The sequence below is a fragment of the Amphritea balenae genome, from assembly GCF_003858655.1.
Lineage (GTDB): Bacteria > Pseudomonadota > Gammaproteobacteria > Pseudomonadales > Balneatricaceae > Amphritea > Amphritea balenae.
The window spans coordinates 203,536-222,868 of sequence record NZ_RQXV01000002.1 but is presented as its reverse complement, the minus strand read 5'-3'; the positions used below and the strand labels follow the sequence as shown (position 1 = coordinate 222,868).

Sequence of the window (19,333 nt, the reverse complement as noted above, 5' to 3'; positions counted from 1 at the left end):
CTATCTGAATTAACATCTGTCCTGCTTTATCTGAGGCCTGACAGGGTTGATAGAAATAATTCTTTTGCTAAATAAATGCTTGTAACACAGCATCAGGCGGGCTGAAGCTGATGCCGTGTTAACCATTCAGTCGTTTTACCTGCCGAAGCCGGTCTGGCAATAAAGTATCCCTGCACCATGTCACAATGATGTCGTTGTAAAAAATTCAGTTGATCCTGGGTTTCTACCCCTTCGGCAACAACTTTTAAGCCAAGCTGTTTAGCCATCGCAATAATAGCGGCCGCAATTTCCTCATCATCTTTATCATCAGGAATATCGCGAATAAAAGAGCGATCGATCTTCAGGCTGTCGATAGGCAGTTGCTTCAGATAGCTTAACGAAGAGTAACCAGTACCAAAGTCATCAATACTAATACTCACGCCCAGGCTTCGTAGCTGGTTAAGGGTATCCGCCACTTGCCCAAGGTGCTCCATGATATAGCTTTCAGTTACTTCAAGCTCAAGATAGCGTGCGGGTAATCCGGTTGATTCCAGTGCTTCTTTTACCGTATGAAACATATCACTTCGGGATAGCTGTCCTGCTGAAAGGTTTACCGCAACCCTCACCGGCATCCCCTGCTCCTCCCACAGATAGCCCTGCTTACATGCCTGATGTAAAACCCAGCGCCCCAGCGGCACGATAAGTCCGGTCTCTTCAGCCAGTGGAATAAAGGTACCTGGTGGTACCAGCTCAGTTTCAGTCTGCCATCGAACCAGTGCTTCGACCCGTTCTATCCGACCACTTATGAGGCTCATTTGCGGCTGATAATGCAATACCAGATCCTGTTGTTCTATGGCATTACGTAACTCATTTTCCAACTTAAAATGCTCAAACGTATTACGCTCCTGATCGGCACAATACAAAGCAAACTGATTGCGTCCCTTCTCTTTCGCATGATACATAGCAATATCAGCATTTTTTATTAACAGATCAGGCTCTTCGCCATGATCTGGATAAAAGCTAACGCCGATGCTGCAATGAACACAGACCTTATGACCATCAAGATCAATGGGTTCGACCAAAGCCTGCATCAGTTTTTTTGCCATTACTCCCAACATGCTCTGATCAACAACATCTTCCAGAATAATGGTAAATTCATCGCCCCCCAGTCGGGATAATGTATCTGATTTACTCATCACAGCATTCAAACGTATCGCTACCTGTTTAAGTAGCAGGTCACCTATGTGATGTCCTAAGGTATCGTTTACATACTTAAAACGATCCAGATCAATGAACATCACCCCGACCTTTTCTGATCTACGGCACGCCCTGTCCAGCGCATGTTTCAATCGATCATTAAACAGGACACGATTAGGCAGACCAGTTAACAGGTCGTAATGAGCCAGATACTGAATCCTTTCTTCATCCGCTTTCTTATCAGTAATATCACTAAAGACACTGATATATTGCAGCACCTCACCTTGTTCATTTGAAACCCGTTCAATACTTTGCAATGCGGGGAAAGCCTCACCACTTTTACGCCGGTTCCAAATCTCTCCCTGCCAGCTACCGGTTTGTTTTAAAACATGCCATAACTGCTGGTAAAATAATGAGTCCTGGTAGCCTGACTTAAACAAATCTTCAGCAGCCATACCTAAGGCTTCGCGTTCAGAAAAGCCGGTAATATCACAGAAACCCTTATTCACCATAACAATATTTTTTTCTGCATCGGCAACAATAATTCCCTCACGGGTATTTTCAAATACCGAAGCCGTCAGTTGTAACTGCTGTTCCGCCAGTTGGCGTTGTAATTCAATCCCGACCCTGCTGGAAGCAACCTGCAGTGCATTACCGATAGTGTCTGAATTTGCCAGGGGATGATGATCCAGTAACGCTATTAACCCTATGCATGTACCCTGAGTGCCAAAGAGAGGAATACCCGCATAACTTTCAACCTGCATCTCCTGGAGCAATATATCATCAGGGAATTGTTGCTGAATCCCCTGTGGAAACACGCAAGTACTTTGATCTACAACTTGCTCACAAGGCGTAGCCCTGAGCGAGTAACTAAAATTATCTGTTATCTCTCCATTCGCAGACACTGCTTTGGTATTAACCACCTCAGGGGTATCGCTATCCCGCAGCGCAATCAACGCATATGCACAACCAAAAGTATCGGCAAGCAAACTTACCATGCGTTGAAAATAGAGCTCTCCTGTGGTCCCTGAAACCCGTTCAGCCAGCCCGCGATAAAAAATTTCTGACAGCTTATCGGCGGTTATATCTTGTAATGTACCCGCAACCTGATGGTTAACAGAATCAACCTGACCCTGGCAGCGAATATATCGAATCCTATGGTCTGCCAGAACGACCCTATACTCCTGCTCCAAGTCTTCGCCACTATGAATTACCAACAGCAAGGCTTGCTCAATGTTTTGCCGGTCATCCGGATGGATCTGCTGAACAAAATTATCATAGGAGGCTTCTTTTCTCTGCGGATCGATCCCTAAAATAGAAAAGAGTTCATCAGTCCAGTGCATGGCAGAATCACCTGAACGCCATTCCCAGGACCCCACACCGGATATTTGTTGAGAAACCAGCAAACGCTTCTCACTTTTTCTCAGCGCTTGTTCTGCCTTCTTTCTGGATTTAACTTCCAGTCGCAACTCAGTATTCCAGAGTAAAACCAGTAACAATCCCAGAATAATCAGGCCGATAATAACGAGTGCAATAAGCAGGTAAGTTTTTAGCTGTAGACTCTCTACCGAGACCAGCTGAATCCACTCTTGCTGAATTTTGTTGTGGGTAGCCTGATCGATACTGCCCAGGGCTTTATTTAAGATACCCACCAGCTCCGGCCAGTCGGTTCGAACAGCCATGCCCAGTTTAAAGTTGTAGGGGGTATTCGCAGCTACTTTCAGATTCGATAAGCCTCGCTCACGGATCGTATAACTTACCGAGGCCAGGTTGCCAACAAACACATCAACCTCACCGAGTGAGACCGCCTGTAACGCGGTTTCTATAGTATCGAAAGGGACCAGATTCAGTTCAGGGTAATTTGCTTCTAATGTATCCTGAGAAAAGTAGTTCTCAACCACCCCTACCTGCATATCAATAAGGTTATCAAGCTGCCTGATCTCTGCTGCCGCGTTGCGGGTAATGATAACCATGGGGAAAGAGAGATAAGGCTCGGTAAACAACATGTACTCTTCACGGGAGGCAGTAGCAGCGGCGGCGGAGAGCACATCTAAATGACGCTGACGGGCAGCGCTAAGTACCTGGGTCCAGCTTAAGTCTTGTTGTACCACCAGACTGATACCTAACTGCTGTTCTAACAAAAGCATGTATTGTGCAGCAATGCCCTGATACTTGCCGCCCTCGTCAACTGATTCAAAAGGCAACCATCGACTATCTACTCCCAGACGAATGTCCGGATGCTGCTTTAGCCACTGTTTCTCAGTTTCACTTAACCAGAGCTCGGAGGCCTGAATCGAATTGTGAGACAGCAAAACAACTAAAAACAGATATAGCAGGCTGCGAATCAATACCATTAACGTTCCTTCATAGGTGTCTGCCAACAGCTCTGTAGCACGCTAAAAAAACAATAAAACGATGATCGCTACTTTAAGCCAAGTTAATCAGGCTTAATTAAAGCAGATCGAGACAATATCAAAAGGGACTTATATACCACTATGGGGAATGCACAAGCTTACTTGAGCAGGTGATCAAGCATCATTTTTAGTTTCATCGGTCTGACCGGCTTATTCATCAATTGATAGCCTTGCTGCCGAATTATCTGTTTTAGTTCGCTGGAATAGTTAGCGGTTATCATCAGAACCGGTATAGGTTCAGCCAACGTCTGATTAAATGCAATCGCTGCATCCAACCCATTTTCATCATCATCGAGATGATAATCAGCAATCAGTAAACCCGGTGGTGCTTCTGTTTCAAGCAGCTCCATCAAACTGGTTTTATCCTGTGCAGTTAACACCCGACAGCCCCAGCCTTCCATTAATGTTTTCATACCCCGGCAGATCGCCCGGTCATTATCAATTAACCAGATCGAGGCGTCTTGTAACTGTCCGTGATTATCTAGCTGCATAACCGGCTGCGAAACGGCACGATACTCTCCCTTTTGCGCCAAAGGTACTTCAACAGCAAACATCGATCCTCGCCCCTCAATAGAAGCAACACTGATACCATGCTCCAGAATACGGGAAATTTTATCGACTATGGCCAGTCCCAACCCCAGCCCTTTATCATTTTCAGCCCGCTTACCTTTGAGACGCTTAAACTCGAGAAAGATATCACTCAACTTCTCTTCAGGAATACCCCGACCCGTATCCCATACGCCGATAACAAGACTGTTACGTTTACGACGACAACCTAATAAAACCCTGCCCGAATCGGTATAGCGAATAGCGTTGGACAGAAAGTTTCGCAGTATCCTTGCCAATAACTGAGAATCTGAGCAAATCACCGCACTACTGGTCACATACCCTAGCTGAAGCTGTTCGCTACCAGCGATTTGCTGATATTCATTGGCGATATTATCTAACAGACTAGAGACCGGAAAAGCGGTGATATCCGCTTCGATCACACCGGCATCCAATTTAGATATATCCACCAGCGTGCTGAGCAGCGATTCCACATCCTCTAACGAATTGCTGACCGAATCGATCAGATGACGTTCCCCCTGTACAGAAGGTTGTTCCAACAGCGCACTGGTAAAAAGTCTGGCAGCATTTAACGGCTGTAACAGATCATGACTTACCGCAGCCAGAAACTTAGTTTTAGACAGGTTGGCTTGTTCAGCATTTTTGCTCGCCTCCATTAACCGCGCCTCAACCTGCTTTCGTTCAGTAATTTCCTGCCAGAGCTGATCATTCAATTTGGTCAGTTCAAAGGTACGTTCATCCACCCGCTGCTCAAGATTTTGATATGACTGCTGTAAAGCCTGAGCAGTTTTCCGCCGCTCTGTGATATCCCTGATCAGTACGAAGAAACCCACCGCACGGCCATCAACATCAAGATTGGGCACATAAGCTTTAAGCATATAGCGCGGCTGCCCCTGAGCATCCTGTTCCTCTATTTCAAAGGTGACACTTTCACCGGAAAGTGCCCGGTCAATATAAGGCTTCAGGCGGATAAACTGCCGCCCACCATGAACCATCGTAATAGTTTTACCGATCAAGGCCTCGCGGGGCCAGTCATACCACTGTTCATAAACCTTGTTAGTAAACTGAAATTTAAGATCTTCACCCACATATGCGATCAATGCCGGCACATGGTCGGTAATCAGACGAATCCACTGTTCACTTTCACGCAAGGTCTCGGCATACTGGTGTCGTTCGGTAATATCGGTATAGGTATTTACAAAGCCGCCTTCGGCGATCGGATGTGTTCTGATCTCAATAACCTGACCACTATCCAGGCTCTGTTCCAACTCAATGGTCTGCTCTGTATTATGCTGATTACTGAAAGGCGTTAGCAGAATCAACTCACACCGTGCGATAAGGTCGGCAAATAACGGTTGCTTAATCAGCTCTTTTTCATCTAAGCCTGATAATGCCAGAAAACGCTGATTCCACACTTCCAGTCGCCCGTCAGCATTGATCAGTACAACGCCTTGCGACAGGTTATCAACCGTGTTTTGTAACAATTTTGACTTATCAGCCAGAGCGCGTTCCCGGCGAGCGGTTTCGTTCTGTTTCAACTCAGTAATATCGGTATACAGGATGACCAGTCCACCATCCAGCGTTGGCCGTTCACTTACCTGATACCAACGACCATTTTTAAGCCGGAACACCACCGCATTATCGGCCTCATCAGCCCGATACTCTTCCTCAATCAGATCGTGTTGTTCAGCCAGCCGACGAATATCCTGAATCGCCAGACCTTCGCTAATTACCACCCCGGTACCTTCCCATACCGATTCAAACTTACTGTTGAAAAGTACAATGCGGCGCTCGTTATCAAATAAAACAAACGCATCGGAGATGCTTTCAATCGCATCAATAAGACGTTGATGGGACAGTTCTGACTGGTGTTTTGCCTGACTCAGCGCCTGATTACTGGTTTTCAGATCACCTAAGGCGACATTAAGGGCGGCGGTTCGCTCCCGTACCTGTTCCGCCAATACGACTGAATGTTCAAATGCAGCATAAGGGTCGGTTCGGGTGGTCGCACTGACTTCGACCCGTTCAATCAATACCCGGTTTATCTTTTGCAGCTTTTCATTATCCCGTTCCAGCTTTGCAATATGCTGAAGCAGCTGTTCGGTATTCTCGCCGAGTCGCTCAGTCATCGGGCTCTCCCGATCGCAACACCGGTAAAGGTCTGATTAACATGCATACCATCGATCTGTTCTCCGTAGGTATTAAAACCTACCACCCGATGCCGGCGTAACAACTCAGATAACGACTCATTCAAACCTCGTATACCACCCTCAAGCCGGCGTAGAAAGCAATCACAGCCCAGGGTCAGCAGATGCTCCTCAAGAGCGCTCTCTTCAAGACTGAGCTGCTGATCTAATAATGGGACCATCTCGCCGGGGCGCATCACCGTTAGCACAATGCCATTTTCAACAGCGCAGTAGAACGTCAGGCTAAGATCATCATTAACACTCTGAATCGATCGTACAAAGTACTCATCACCAATTCTCACGGCAATTGGATTCAAAGCAAAAACTTCGTGGTTCAACTTTTCTAACGGCAACCCGACAACCCGCGCATATTCTTCCGCGGCAGGTTCAGCATTCAACTCGCAAACCCTGCGGGATTCGCTGTCAGCTTCGGTTACAACCAGCTTAGTCTCTCTGTTTTGCATATGGTGGCCACTGAAAACCCGGAATTCACAACAGGTGTTGACCAAAATAACCACCGCTGCATCAGTATGAAATGCACCTTCATAATAAACATGGGTATTGGTCAGGCAGATATCATCACCGGCAGACCCACCAAAGTGGGGAATACTGCCCAGCGCAGAATCCAGCGTTATCAACACCTGTTCTTCCTGAGTAGACAACCCGTCAAACAGTGATATAGCAAAACTATGATCGGTTATTGGCGCAACCTGACGCGCCAGACATTCCTCAGATAGCTGCTGAACCAGTCCCTGAGCTTCAGCAAAGCTGAACTGTTCAAGATTGGTAATCAACTGACCACTGACAGCAAAACTGGAAGCGCTAAAGCCGATGGCTGAGATGCTGCCCTGCGCATAACCTTCAACGGTTATCTCACCGGCCGTTGTACAACCTACGACCAGTTGATCCTGAAACCGGGCTTGCAATGCGTTCGCCAGTTTTTCCAGCTCGTACTCTGCAGAACAGAAAAAAAGAATGAAATGAAGGTCCGGACAATTCAGTTGTTGATACAACGATATCGTTGCGGTACCAACATCCTGTTCAGTCGTGAATGCAGTACGCAGTTCAGGCTGGCAGATATTTGAGGAGGGTTGATTAATCACGTCCGGCACCTCGGAGACATAAACAGACCTTTGAGTGTATGCAGCAGTAATCGCAAAAAGAACTGTACTTGAGTACTCTTTTGAACAGAACAACTATCGGTAGAAATTATCTAATTATCTGTTTTATATGATATTTATGCAAAACAAAAGCAAGACCAAAGTAGTAAAGGGCACTCTGAGAATACGAAGGGGGTGTACTGTCAGAGTGCCGCTCTGCTATTAAACTAGCAGAACAGACTACCAGCTAAGGGTAGCGCCGACTGCAAAAGTGTCAGTCTGGCTGGTTTCAATCACACCGTTATCGGTCTCATGAATCGTATATTCAGCAACCAGTTTCAAGTTATCATTCACACTATGAAACAGTGCTGCACCGGTAAGACTATCCTGTGTAGTAACAGAGGCACCGGCCGCTTTATTTTCAGTCTGACCATAAGACAAAACGGCCTTATTTGCGCCAAAACTATACGAACCTTGTACCAGATAACCATCAGCCTCATCACTGGCCGCCAGGGTATTACTGGCAAATACACTGCTGATACCTTCCTGATTAAAGCCTGAAGCAGTCAGGGCAAAGCCAGCCGCTGCAACCTGAGCACCGTAAGATATACCTTTAGCATCAACACCGGCAGTATTTGAATCGCCAAGCGCACCACCTACCCAGGCCTTCACAGCAACACCATCATAATTCACACTATAGGTCAGTTCGGATTCAAAGCGGGCACTGTTACTCTGATCAGATGCCGACCCGGTTGTATTCGGATCCAGTATACCAACCGCCAGCTGCATGCCATTAGTTACCGGCGTGCGATAAGTAATTTGTGCAGTTGGATTTGCATAAGGGTAACCCGTCGTAATATTACCGAAGGTTGTATTTGAAGTGGTTGCAGGTGCAAAACCAACCCCCATCAGTAATTCATCATTAAAGATGTTACTACGGCCATAAATACCAAAATCTTTACCAAACAACACCTGACCAAAATCACCATCAACCGTGGCATAGAACTGACGTACATCGATCATTGAATCAGTCTTGGTTGCATCACCATCCTGATTACTATCATTGATAGACACCCAGAAAGAGGAGCGGCCACCCAGCGTAAGATCACCAGCCTCTTTAGCAACATTAAAACCTATATAGTTAGGCAGAAAACCCATCCGTACTCTGGACGTTGTAGTGCTGGTATCAGCAACCTTATCTTCGCGGTCCTGATAGGTATAAAACGCATTAAAGTGCCCATCGACCGAAAAGCTTGTGCCATCCTCATCATATAAACTGATACCAGCCATTGCACTATTGCTACACATAATAGCCAAAGCTAAAGGCAAGCTGCGCAAGATCTTTTTATTATTCATATTACCCTCTAATTCTTAATCGCAAGTTTGATTTGGTCAGAGCATTATTCAGGGCAATACGGAGGCTCAGTAGTGTTCTTTGGCGCTGTTAATATAAGCGATACGACGTTACTACCTGTAAGCAATATGACGGCGCTAAAAAAGTAGTTAGAGAGGTTATCAGGAAGGCCCGGACTCAAAGCACAATTGGGTATCATGCTCATTCGACCTAATACAAAAGCGTGCATCTGATTCAGATACACGCCTTAGGATGCAATACTACAGGTTTGGGTAATTAAGCGATTAATTAGCTCATTAATAGCGCGATTAGTCTGACTTAATTGTGAGATTGGCTAACAAGGCTAATTTTCAGAGTCCGTTTTCAGAGCCCGTTTTAAGAGCCCGGCACAGTATTCAATTCGCTCAATTGACGATTTCAGCTGAATCATCCTTGTCCATCAAAAGCTCTGCTTCAAAGCCCATGATAAAACCGCCCCAGTGCTTACCATCCACATAAACAGGAAAAGACAGGTCATTGAGTACTTCCCCGGTATCCCTGATAAACGTTTGCAGTAAAAATGGCGCAGTATGTGTGGCACGGCGTTTTTCAGCCCGGTTACCGGCAAAGATACGCCGATGGCGACTCTTGATATTATCCACATCAAAACAACCGGTAAGCGGCTCTGAGACTTTCATATGGTGGGCTGGAGCATAACCGTCAGTATTAACTGCGATCGCATAGATCAACCCGGGCTGCTCAGTAAGAAAGCGGTCAAACATGGGCCGTAATAACTGCTCGTAGGCATCGACATAGCTAACATCATACTTTTCAGGCAGATCATCGTTGGTTCGAATATATTGAGTATCAAATATATTCAGCCCCTTAGATTGCAATTGCTCCAGGGCATCCTGAGTCTGGCGGGTCCAGTCTCTGCCAGCCTGGATGATTCGCTCAAAACTGCCATAACCAATAATAAAGCGTGATAACAGCTCCTGAGTTTCCTCCGTCGAGCTTTCCAGCTCGCCTGAGAAAACCGTTGAACGGTTCATTTCATCGCGAATATCACCACTTATTCCGGCGATTTTCTCTACATGGGAGTGTGATTCTTTATTAGTATAGGAAAGTTCATCTAAGGTAGAGCTGATTGTCGTTAACTGATTATTAACCTCTTCAAAATCCACTACTAACCGGCCGAACTGTTCGCTGGTATCACCAATAAAGCCTTCGGTATTGCGCGTATATTCCAGAATATTTGCCGAATTAACTTTGGTATCTTTCACCAGCGCGGTCATCACCATAATATTCTCATCAATTTCTGAGGTTGCATCTCGCACCTGCTGCGACAAATTACGAACCTCGTCTGCAACCACGGCGAATCCCCGCCCGGCTTCCCCCGCCCGAGCCGCTTCAATGGACGCATTCAATGCCAACAAATTAGTCTGATCTGAAAAACGTTTGACCATCGACAGTATCTCGGTGATGGTGTCGGAGCTATGACTAAGCTTTTCCACCGTTTGCTGAAAACCCGATGCCAGCTCAGAGATAGTCTTTACCTGAACCAGAACCTGTTCCAGCTCGTTATTTGAACTTTTGATCTCCTCCAGGTTATTACTGGTCGACTCTGAAATCTTAAGGGTATTTGCAGCCACTTCTTCAATAGCAAATGTCGATTCCTGACTCGACATAAGGACCTGCTGCGCCTGCCCTTCCTGTTCACTGGTCGATCGGCGAACCTCCTGTAACACCTTGCTTAGCTGAGTAGCACTCAGAGCTACCCTGACACTATGGTTACGGGTGTCAGCAATAATTCGCTTCAGACTGGTTGAAAAACCATTATAGCTAGATGCCATAGTGGAAATTTCATCGTGGGTAAAATCAGGCAGCGTGGCAGAAATATCGCCATCTTTATCTTTGATAGCACTGAGTACATCAATCATTTTACGAATAGGACGAAGGAAAATATGCCGCATAAAGAAAACAGTGAAAAGTGAGGCCCCTACAGCCAGCCCCGTTATTAACCAACTAAAGGAACGTAACTGTTGCAACTGATTAAGCAGTTCCGCCTGCTGTTGAGCATCCCCGGTCCCACTCGCAGCAAGACTCTCAATCTGTCCTATGTAGTACCAATTCAGACTGGCAAACAGCAGCACAGGACCCAACAAAAAAAGCACGTTGCCGACTATTTTGCGGGTTAATGAGTTGAAAAAATTTCTTTCTATAGCGTCGTACAGCCCCATATCGTTCGCTTCTTTTTTTAAGTTAAATTTTCTCGATTGTTAGATAAATAAAACAAAATACCGCAACAGGGAAGTATCTATGTACCCATTTCAAGTAATCAGCAGCTTATGATTAATTCCTGCTCATGCTCCGAAAGCTCTGAAGCTTGCCGATACCAGGCGAAGTGCACCATTAATAACGGTCGCCCTTAATCAGCACTTTAAGAATGCAAATGCTGTATTCAGGGCTTGCCCATCAAAGCCTTGGGGTAAGTCAGCCCTCAGCGGGGATGATAAGTGCAGCCCGGACTTGCTCACAGATTCCCCTGCTTACCACTCTGAACTGGCGGCCATTGCATAAGGGATCCGTTTTTATTGAGCCAGGCTTTCGCCAGTCGGTATTCAGGACAATACTGTTGTACCAACTGCCAGAATGCTGAGGAATGATTCATTTCACGTAGATGGCAGAGCTCATGCACGATAACGTAGTCGACAATAAACTCAGGAGCCATAACCAGTAGCCAGTTAAAACTCACTTCACGGCGGCTATTACAGCTGCCCCACCTGCGTCGATAACTACGAATGATAATCCGTGATGGTTGCAGCCCCATCTGATCAGCCCTGATCATTACGCGCTGCTGAAAAAGCTGTTCAGCCTGCTGTCGATACCATTTCTCAAGTTGATCACTGATCGCCTGAGTACGGGGCTTTTTGATTCGAGCTGAAAGCCATAACTGTAGAATATTCTGCTGTAATTCTACCCCGGCAGCAGGCCGATCTTCTGTGACCTGAAGCCTCACCTGCTGCCCCAAAACGTTAATCCAGCACCCCGTATTTAAAGTCACGGGTTGTGGTTGTCTGGATTGCTGTGCCTGTAACGCCTGCTGCCGCTGTTGAATCCAGGCCGTTTTATCCTTTACAAACCGATCGATGTGGGACTGTGCAATACCAAAGGGAGCCAGTACCCGAACCTGATCAGGACGCACCTGTATTTCGACGGTTTTGCGTCGTTTACTACGGCGCAAACTGTATTCAGGAAGCTGTTGATGATTAAAAATAGAGGAATCCTTAGCCTGGAAGCCGGTATTTATTACATATACCAATACGTGAAACTGTCAGATGCTATATACCGGGCAACCCATCAAATTAAGCCACTGGGTTCAGAGTATGCAATATTCGCACTACGTAACAGCCATAATCGCCAACAGCAAGAACATCAATTTACTGATGCCTTATTTGCCGACAACAATAATTCACTTTTGCGATAAAGTCTTTCTCTAAAGCACTACTTTCATCACCCTCATAACAGATTTTCTCATAACAACCGGCTAACTGCTTTAACTCTGTACTGAGCTGGGGAAACTGACCACTCAGGCGTTGACAAAAACTACCCACAGTTTCTCCTCTGCGACGTTGTAGGTTCCGTCCTTGCAGCTGACGATTGAGGGTATTCAGCGCTCGGGTCAGGGGATCTGGTCGAGACCGACGTCGGTATAACAGATTCAATGCGACAACCGTTAACATGATTGCTGCCGGCATCAATAAGAATATGATTAGCTTTAGCGCGGTCACTTCGCCCAGCAGCCGCTGCAAAAAACCGTTCTGTTGCTGATGATAGTTAAGTACCCAGCGATGCCAACTGTAGTTAACTGAGTCATATTGTTGCCGTATTTGTTTTAACCAACCGCGGCTCAATATTCCGCTGCGCATTAATGCCGCATCGGCCAGAAACCCTTCCTGGGAACTAAATAGTTGATCCGCTGCCTGGTCGAGTCGGGAGGGTGCTACAACTGAAGTAGGATCCAACCGCTGCCAGTCGCCATTAAACCAATACTCCAGCCAGGCATGTGCTTCATACTGGCGCACCGTCAGGCTGCCATCGACCGGATTCAGTTCGCCCCCCTGATAACCGCCAACGATGCGAGCGGGAATACCTGCCGAGCGTAATAAAAATACCGAAGCACTGGCAAAGTGACCACAAAAACCCTGCCGGGTCTGGAACAGAAACTGATCAATCCTGTCACCGGTCAGCCTTGGTGGCTGAAGTGTATAGCTGAAGTCTGATGCAAAGCTTTGCATCATCTGTTTCACAAAAGCGGGTGTATTACCCTGCTCTACCAGCCAGCGTTGCGCCAGTTGCCGGGCCTTATCATTGCCATTAACTGGCAATTGTAAATATCGTTGCCTCTGAGAACGGCTAAGTTGCGCCTTTACTGACCCGGATCCGGACTTACCTATTCCGGACTTGCCTGCTCGGGGCTTACCTGCTCGAGACTTTACTGTTCTAGACATGTCTACACGAGACTTTCCTGTTCTAGATAATACCGAATACTGAATTCGTTGTTGCAACTGTTCAGGCGACTGTAAAGTAAAATCCGGTAACATCATCATTGACGCTGGATAGCTGATTGGCCGATCCAGGGCGTAACGCCAGCGCTGACCACTTGGCTCCATAATTATCTGATACTGATAATCAGTATCTGGTGGCGTATCCGGAAGCGATAAGTGAACAATAACCGGTCCGGCGTTCACTGACGACTCGGAACGGGTCCAGCGATGACCATCAAACTGATCCATAGTGAGTCCCCGCCAATAGCGAAGATTCGCAGGAGGTACTTCACCATCAAAACTAACTCTGAAGGCGATCTCAGCCGAACGGGTCAGCTTGCTAACATCGCCCGGTGCCATTGAGTCCGACAAACCGGTATAGGCCTTCCCCGTATCCAGATCCACCTGCCATAACGGGTCTATGCGAGGAAAGATAAGAAACAGCACCAACATCACCGGAATCGCCTGAAGATATAGCACAACCGAGCGACGCAGTGGACGCCAGAGATCACTGTTCTGCTGACTGCGGTATACCGTATTCAAGCAAGCAGTAATCACGATCAGGCAAAGTAAACCATAGAACGCCATCAGTATATTTTGATAAAACAGAAAACTGCAGGCGCACAACAGGAAAGCAACATAAAGGACCACCAGCGCATCTCGCCGTTGATACATCTCAGTGAGCTTAAGTAGAAACGACGCCACCAGAAGAGCAACCAGAATACTCATCGTAGCACCACTACGAAGCTCCCACAGGAGAGCAATAAGAACCCCCAACAACAACCCCAGCCGGACACTCCAGTGGGGGAAATTCATACGCCCGATATGCACCAGCAATCGCCACCCCAGTGACACAATAGCTAGCACAATTAGCCACAACGGCAACACCGGGAGAAAAGGGATAAGGACCAGTACGATACTGCCCACCAGCCAGATCATACTGCTGCGGGTTAACTGATAGACCGGCTTCACAAACCACCCTGCTGTTCAAAGCATGCCAGCGCTTCCAGAACATTAAGCCGGTGGGTCTCCCCTCGCTGAGGTTCGATTTCAATCCCCGGCATGCGTAAACCATAAGGCTGCCCCTTACGATCAAGCTGCAGCACCCACCAGGTCAGCCGGGATAAGCGGGCTTCCACATCCAACTCCGGCCAGAACTCCCAGCACAACCAACACTGGTTATCGGTCAGTTCAACGTAATGCTTTACATGTAAACCCTGCCCCCTTGCATACTGTTTCCAGGCTACCCGTTTGAGCGACATCCCGGTCTGGAATTGTTCCAGTCCTGAAAAGTCTTCACCACCGGCTTGTTCACTGGCCTGCTTACCTGAATGAGAGACTGAAGATCCGGGTAACTGTCCTCCTTCAATGGGCCGCGGGTATACCAGTGTACTAAGATCGGCTTCCATCCAGGTCCAGGCACGGAACAGACCCAGCGGATAAAACGTCTCTATCAGCAAGGCTTCTGCTTTATGTATTCCCCGTTGTTGGGTCGGCTGATACAATCGTAGCTCTCGGGTTTGATTGGCTGCCAGATCGAAGCTACTTGAAGTACCATGCTGCCAACGCAACTGAATGCTTTCATAATCACGCTGTTGCTTGCTACTGAAACAAAGATCAAACCCTGCCTGCTCTCCGGCAAAACAGGGGTGCCCCCGGACGAACTGTATCCGCATACCCGATAGATTGGCGTAAGTATGCAGAATCGCAACAACAAACAAACTGCCCAGTAAAAATGTCACAGCAAAGATCAGATTATTTTGAAAGTTGATCCCCAGAACCAACATCACCAGTAACATCACTAAGAAAGTAAAGCCTGCCCGGGAAGGCATGATGTAGATACGTTTCTGACTCAGAATCAGTTCACGTTGTCGCGGACTTCTGCGTAAACTCCAGCGAAAGAAAGCCCGCTTTAGTTTCTGCTGAAATAACCCGATCATCTCAGCTCACCCGACTACATCTACCCGGTTCAGCAACTGCTGAATCAGACTATCTGAGCTGAAGCTGCCTATATCCTCAGCGGCGCGTAATCGGTGCCCTATGACAGGTCCAATTAATAACTGCAGATCTTCAGGCAGCACATAATCCCGCCCCTCAATATAGGCCCAGCTCCGGCAGGCGCTAAGCAGTGCCAGTGCCCCCCGGGGTGATATGCCGTAACTAAACTCTTCTGCCTGACGGCTATGGGCAACCAGTCGCTGCAGATAATCAATAATACTGTCGGTAACCCTGACCTCGCTGCAGGCTTCAGTAATCTGTTTTAACTGCTCTGAGCTGATCAGCGGCTGCATCAACTCCAGCTTACTGCGGGGGTCGCCCCCTTTCAGCAATTCCCGCTCAGCAGCTGTATCGGGGTAACCCAACTCTATACGCATCAGAAAGCGATCCAACTGAGATTCAGGCAGCGGAAATGTGCCATGCTGAGTGACCGGATTCTGAGTCGCTATGACAAAAAAAGGTGTTGGCAGAGGGTAAGTTTGCCCATCCAGACTGACCCGTCGCTCTTCCATCGCCTCCAACAAGGCTGACTGAGTTTTAGGCGTGGTTCTGTTGACCTCGTCAGCTAGTAGTAACTGAGTAAATACCGGCCCTGAATGAAATTGAAAGCTATTGCTGGGAGCATCAAAGATAGTGACACCCAGAATATCAGCAGGCAACATATCGCTGGTAAATTGCAAGCGCTGATAGTCTAACCCCAACACCCGGGCGAGTCCGTGGGCCAGTGTCGTTTTCCCCATGCCCGGCAGGTCTTCTATTAGCAGGTGTCCCTCACTGAAAATACAACTGAGCGCGAGTTTAATCTGCTCCTGCTTACCATAAAGCACCTTTGAAATTTCAGAAACAGCTAATTCAATCTGATCTCGCATGCTGAGAAGGACTCCGAAAATAAAATCTGCTGGGTAAATAAAACTACTAAAAACTGTAAATCATTACCTATAACCTTATGTCTTACACCGCAGCTAAACAAGCGTCGAAAACCATTATGAGCAGCTAGATACCTCTGCATTTACCCATCATTTTATTATGGATATCTAAGGAAGGGATTCCCAGAACGACCTTAATTCAGGCCCAAAAAAAAGAGCGCAATGCGCTCTTTTTATAAACATGCCACTCTTAGTGGTGATGACCGCCAGCACCGTGAGCATGACCATGCTCAAGCTCTTCTTCGCTCGCATCACGTACTTCAACCACTTCAACATCAAACTTAAGCGTTTGATCAGCCAGTGGGTGGTTACCATCAACAGTCACTTTATCTTCGGTCATAGCGGTTACAATCACAGGCTGCTCACCCCAGGCAGTCTGAGCCATAAAGCGAATGCCATCTAAAGCATCAGACCGGTGCCTGAACGACGAAACCTTGCTCTTTGACTGACTCAATGCTGTGCTGCTCTCTGAGCGACTCAACACTGTGCAGGGATTCAGGCTCAGGTCGACCAAACAGAAACCCCTGTCCGATATCACATTGGCAGGAGACCAGAACCGCCAACTGCTGCTCGGTTTCTATGCCTTCAGCAACCACCTTCAGGCCAAGCTTATGCGCCATAGCCACGACCGCTTCAACAATCATCTGGTCATCGGGGTCACTAGCCAGCCCAATAATAAAGCTTCGATCAATCTTCAACCGGTCAACCGGCAGCTGCTTCAGCTGCGCCAGCGAAGAGTAGCCGGTACCAAAATCATCAATAGAGATAGTCAGTCCCAAACGCCGTATATGGTACAAGACCTCAACCGCCTGCTCGACATCTTCGATCAGTGAGCTTTCGGTAATCTCAATTTCCAGTAGCGTCGGGTTGATCTCAATACGACTCAGAATATCCCTGATCCGGTTGATCAGTTGCGGATCTTTAAACTGCTCCGGTGATAAATTAACTGCAATAAATCTTGACTCCAGCCCCTGCTCTTCACGATGCTTTATCGCCCGACAAGCCTGCTCTATTACCCAGTAGCCGATAGGTACAATTAAACCACATTCTTCCGCGACCGGAATAAAACTGAGAGGGGCTTGCAGGCCTTTTTCCGGATGCTGCCAGCGAATCAACGCCTCGTAACCGATAATCTGCTGCTGTTTCAGATCAACCTGAGGCTGATAAAACAAGGCAAACTGATCTTCTTCGAGCGCTTGCCTCAGCTCTTGTTCAAGTTGGAGACCTTGCGTCACAGCAGTCTGAATATGCGGATCAAAGAATGAGATACCATCCTTACCTTGCTGCTTCGCCGCATACAGAGCAAGATCAGCGTTCTGCAGCCAGCACTCAGCATTGGGGCTATCGGCGGGCAACATAGTAATACCGATACAAGCCGAAATGAGAACCTCCTGATGCTCCAGAAGATAAGACTGACGAATGTTAAATTGCAATGATTCAGCGATCCGCCGTGCTCCCTGGGTCGATTTTACATTCTTAAGCAGAATCGCAAATTCATCAGCCCCCAACCGGGCAACCATATCACTAGCCCTTACGCCGCTACGCAAGCGCTGGCTTACCTCTATCAATACCTGATCTCCAGCCTTCCGGCCATAGGAGTCATTGATCCGTTTAAAACCCGACAGATCCATATAAAGCAATGCAGCGTTCTGCTTACTGTTCGAATTATCTTCATTCAGCCTCAGCAACTCCTGCTGAAATAGTTTACGGTTTGCCAAACCGGTAAGAATATCGTAAAACGATAACTGCTCCAGTTTGGCACTACTCTCACGTAACTTTTGCTGCAACAATTCCGGTAGATGCAGGATACGGTATACAACCAAACTAATTAGACCGGCCACCAGTAAACTTAGCAAAGCACCAGCAATGTACGACGGAATCAGTGGGTAATCTTTACTGACTACCAGAGTCCAGAAACCACCAGGAACCTGAACACTATGCTCTACTTGCTGTTGGGTGTTTGGCTCGCTCGACCAGCTTGGGGTCAGGTAAAAAGAATTGCCCCGACCTGCACTACTATTGTGATGTAGCGAAAACAGATAGCCTTTGCCTTCCAACATCGGCAGATCGGTCACCGATATAAGATCACTAAGAAAGATCAGTGCGGAAACAAAGCCCCAGAAATGCTCACCGGTATCATCACTGATCGTCACTGGTCGCCGACCGATAACCGCCATGCCGCCCTGAATCAACTCAAAAGGCCCTGCCATAATCGTCCGGTTTTCATATATCGCCTGCCATGCTTCCTTGCTACGGGCCTCATGCTCAAGAATATTGTGGCCGATCGCTATTTCATTTCCGGCCAGAGGATAGATCGAACTGACTATGCCGTCCGGCGCCAATTGTACATTGGATATACCACCCAGGGTCTCGATCAGACGCTGGGCAAGATATTCAAACTTCGGCGCAGAGCCGCCATTTTCGACGACTGTATGGGCAAGAAAGTTAGTCGCCAGCATCGAACGGGAAAGACGTCGTTCGATCAGATCAGCCTGAGCCTGGGCGACATCATCTAACAGGGAGTAATGCTCTTTTTCGGCAAATTTTAATGCCTGACAAGTCAGGTATAAACCGGCTAGAAGACAAACTACGAAAATTGAAAAAGTATAGAGGTGGCGCTTCTTTAAGGGGAGTTCACTCACAGACAATCTAAACCATACAACAAACACAGATTGAGACTTCAAATCTCACAAACTGTATTAAAAGGTGAAAATTTCCTTACTAAATAATCCCTTACAAATAAACGTCCTTTATTAGACCGGGTCAACCATTAACCCAATGCCCATGCTTGGAAAGTGCACAACTATCGGAGTATTAGTCTATCGAATAAGACTAAAAGATCATCACAAGATCACTTCACAGCTAAAAATGAATCGGCAAATTTCCAGTGTATAATTCTTAGTTACAGCACACAGATTATGCATCAGACTATTAGATTCCGCGCCAATCTATAATAAGCACGAAAATATTACAATGATACAACTAAACTGGTATGACCAAGTATGACTAAAGCACATATGCAATGTCACAATCAATTATCACTTTTGTACCAAACCCAACATTTTGATGCTATACCGGGTTAATAT

At 47.0% G+C, this 19,333-nt stretch carries 10 protein-coding genes and 1 pseudogene; all 11 read right to left on the bottom strand.

What is annotated here, in order from left to right; genetic code table 11:
• Positions 1-92 precede the first annotated feature (92 nt).
• Positions 93-3,530: an EAL domain-containing protein gene (locus EHS89_RS05290; protein ID WP_124925086.1), complete on the bottom strand. Its 3,438-nt coding sequence runs from the start codon at positions 3,528-3,530 to the stop codon at positions 93-95.
• A 158-nt stretch (positions 3,531-3,688) separates the two neighbouring features.
• Complete coding sequence (locus EHS89_RS05285; RefSeq protein WP_124925085.1) at positions 3,689-6,286, bottom strand: hybrid sensor histidine kinase/response regulator; 2,598 nt, start codon at positions 6,284-6,286, stop codon at positions 3,689-3,691.
• Positions 6,283-7,446 carry a nitric oxide-sensing protein NosP gene (gene nosP, locus EHS89_RS05280; protein WP_124925084.1) on the bottom strand — a complete coding sequence of 388 codons (1,164 nt, stop codon included), beginning with the start codon at positions 7,444-7,446 and terminating at the stop codon, positions 6,283-6,285. The genes EHS89_RS05285 and nosP overlap by 4 nt, the downstream gene beginning before the upstream one ends.
• A gap of 237 nt (positions 7,447-7,683) precedes the next feature.
• Positions 7,684-8,799: a porin gene (locus tag EHS89_RS05275; protein ID WP_124925083.1), complete on the bottom strand. Its 1,116-nt coding sequence runs from the start codon at positions 8,797-8,799 to the stop codon at positions 7,684-7,686.
• 402 nt (positions 8,800-9,201) lie between these two features.
• A complete protein-coding gene (locus EHS89_RS05270; RefSeq protein ID WP_124925082.1) occupies positions 9,202-11,016 on the bottom strand; it encodes a methyl-accepting chemotaxis protein in 1,815 nt (604 codons plus the stop codon).
• A 293-nt stretch (positions 11,017-11,309) separates the two neighbouring features.
• A complete protein-coding gene (locus tag EHS89_RS05265; protein WP_124925081.1) occupies positions 11,310-12,098 on the bottom strand; it encodes a M48 family metallopeptidase in 789 nt (262 codons plus the stop codon).
• A gap of 118 nt (positions 12,099-12,216) precedes the next feature.
• Complete coding sequence (locus tag EHS89_RS05260) at positions 12,217-14,295, bottom strand: transglutaminase TgpA family protein (RefSeq protein ID WP_124925080.1); 2,079 nt, start codon at positions 14,293-14,295, stop codon at positions 12,217-12,219.
• Entirely contained in the window at positions 14,292-15,263 is a 972-nt protein-coding gene (locus EHS89_RS05255; RefSeq protein WP_124925079.1) for a DUF58 domain-containing protein, read from the bottom strand. Before EHS89_RS05255 ends, EHS89_RS05260 begins: the two co-directional genes overlap by 4 nt.
• A 6-nt stretch (positions 15,264-15,269) precedes the next feature.
• Entirely contained in the window at positions 15,270-16,190 is a 921-nt protein-coding gene (locus tag EHS89_RS05250) for an AAA family ATPase (protein ID WP_124925078.1), read from the bottom strand.
• A gap of 247 nt (positions 16,191-16,437) precedes the next feature.
• A pseudogene (locus EHS89_RS05245) lies at positions 16,438-16,644 on the bottom strand (peptidylprolyl isomerase); the annotation flags it as partial.
• A 10-nt stretch (positions 16,645-16,654) separates the two neighbouring features.
• Positions 16,655-18,889, bottom strand: coding sequence for a bifunctional diguanylate cyclase/phosphodiesterase (locus EHS89_RS05240; RefSeq protein ID WP_124925077.1), 2,235 nt, complete (start codon positions 18,887-18,889; stop codon positions 16,655-16,657).
• Positions 18,890-19,333 lie beyond the last annotated feature (444 nt).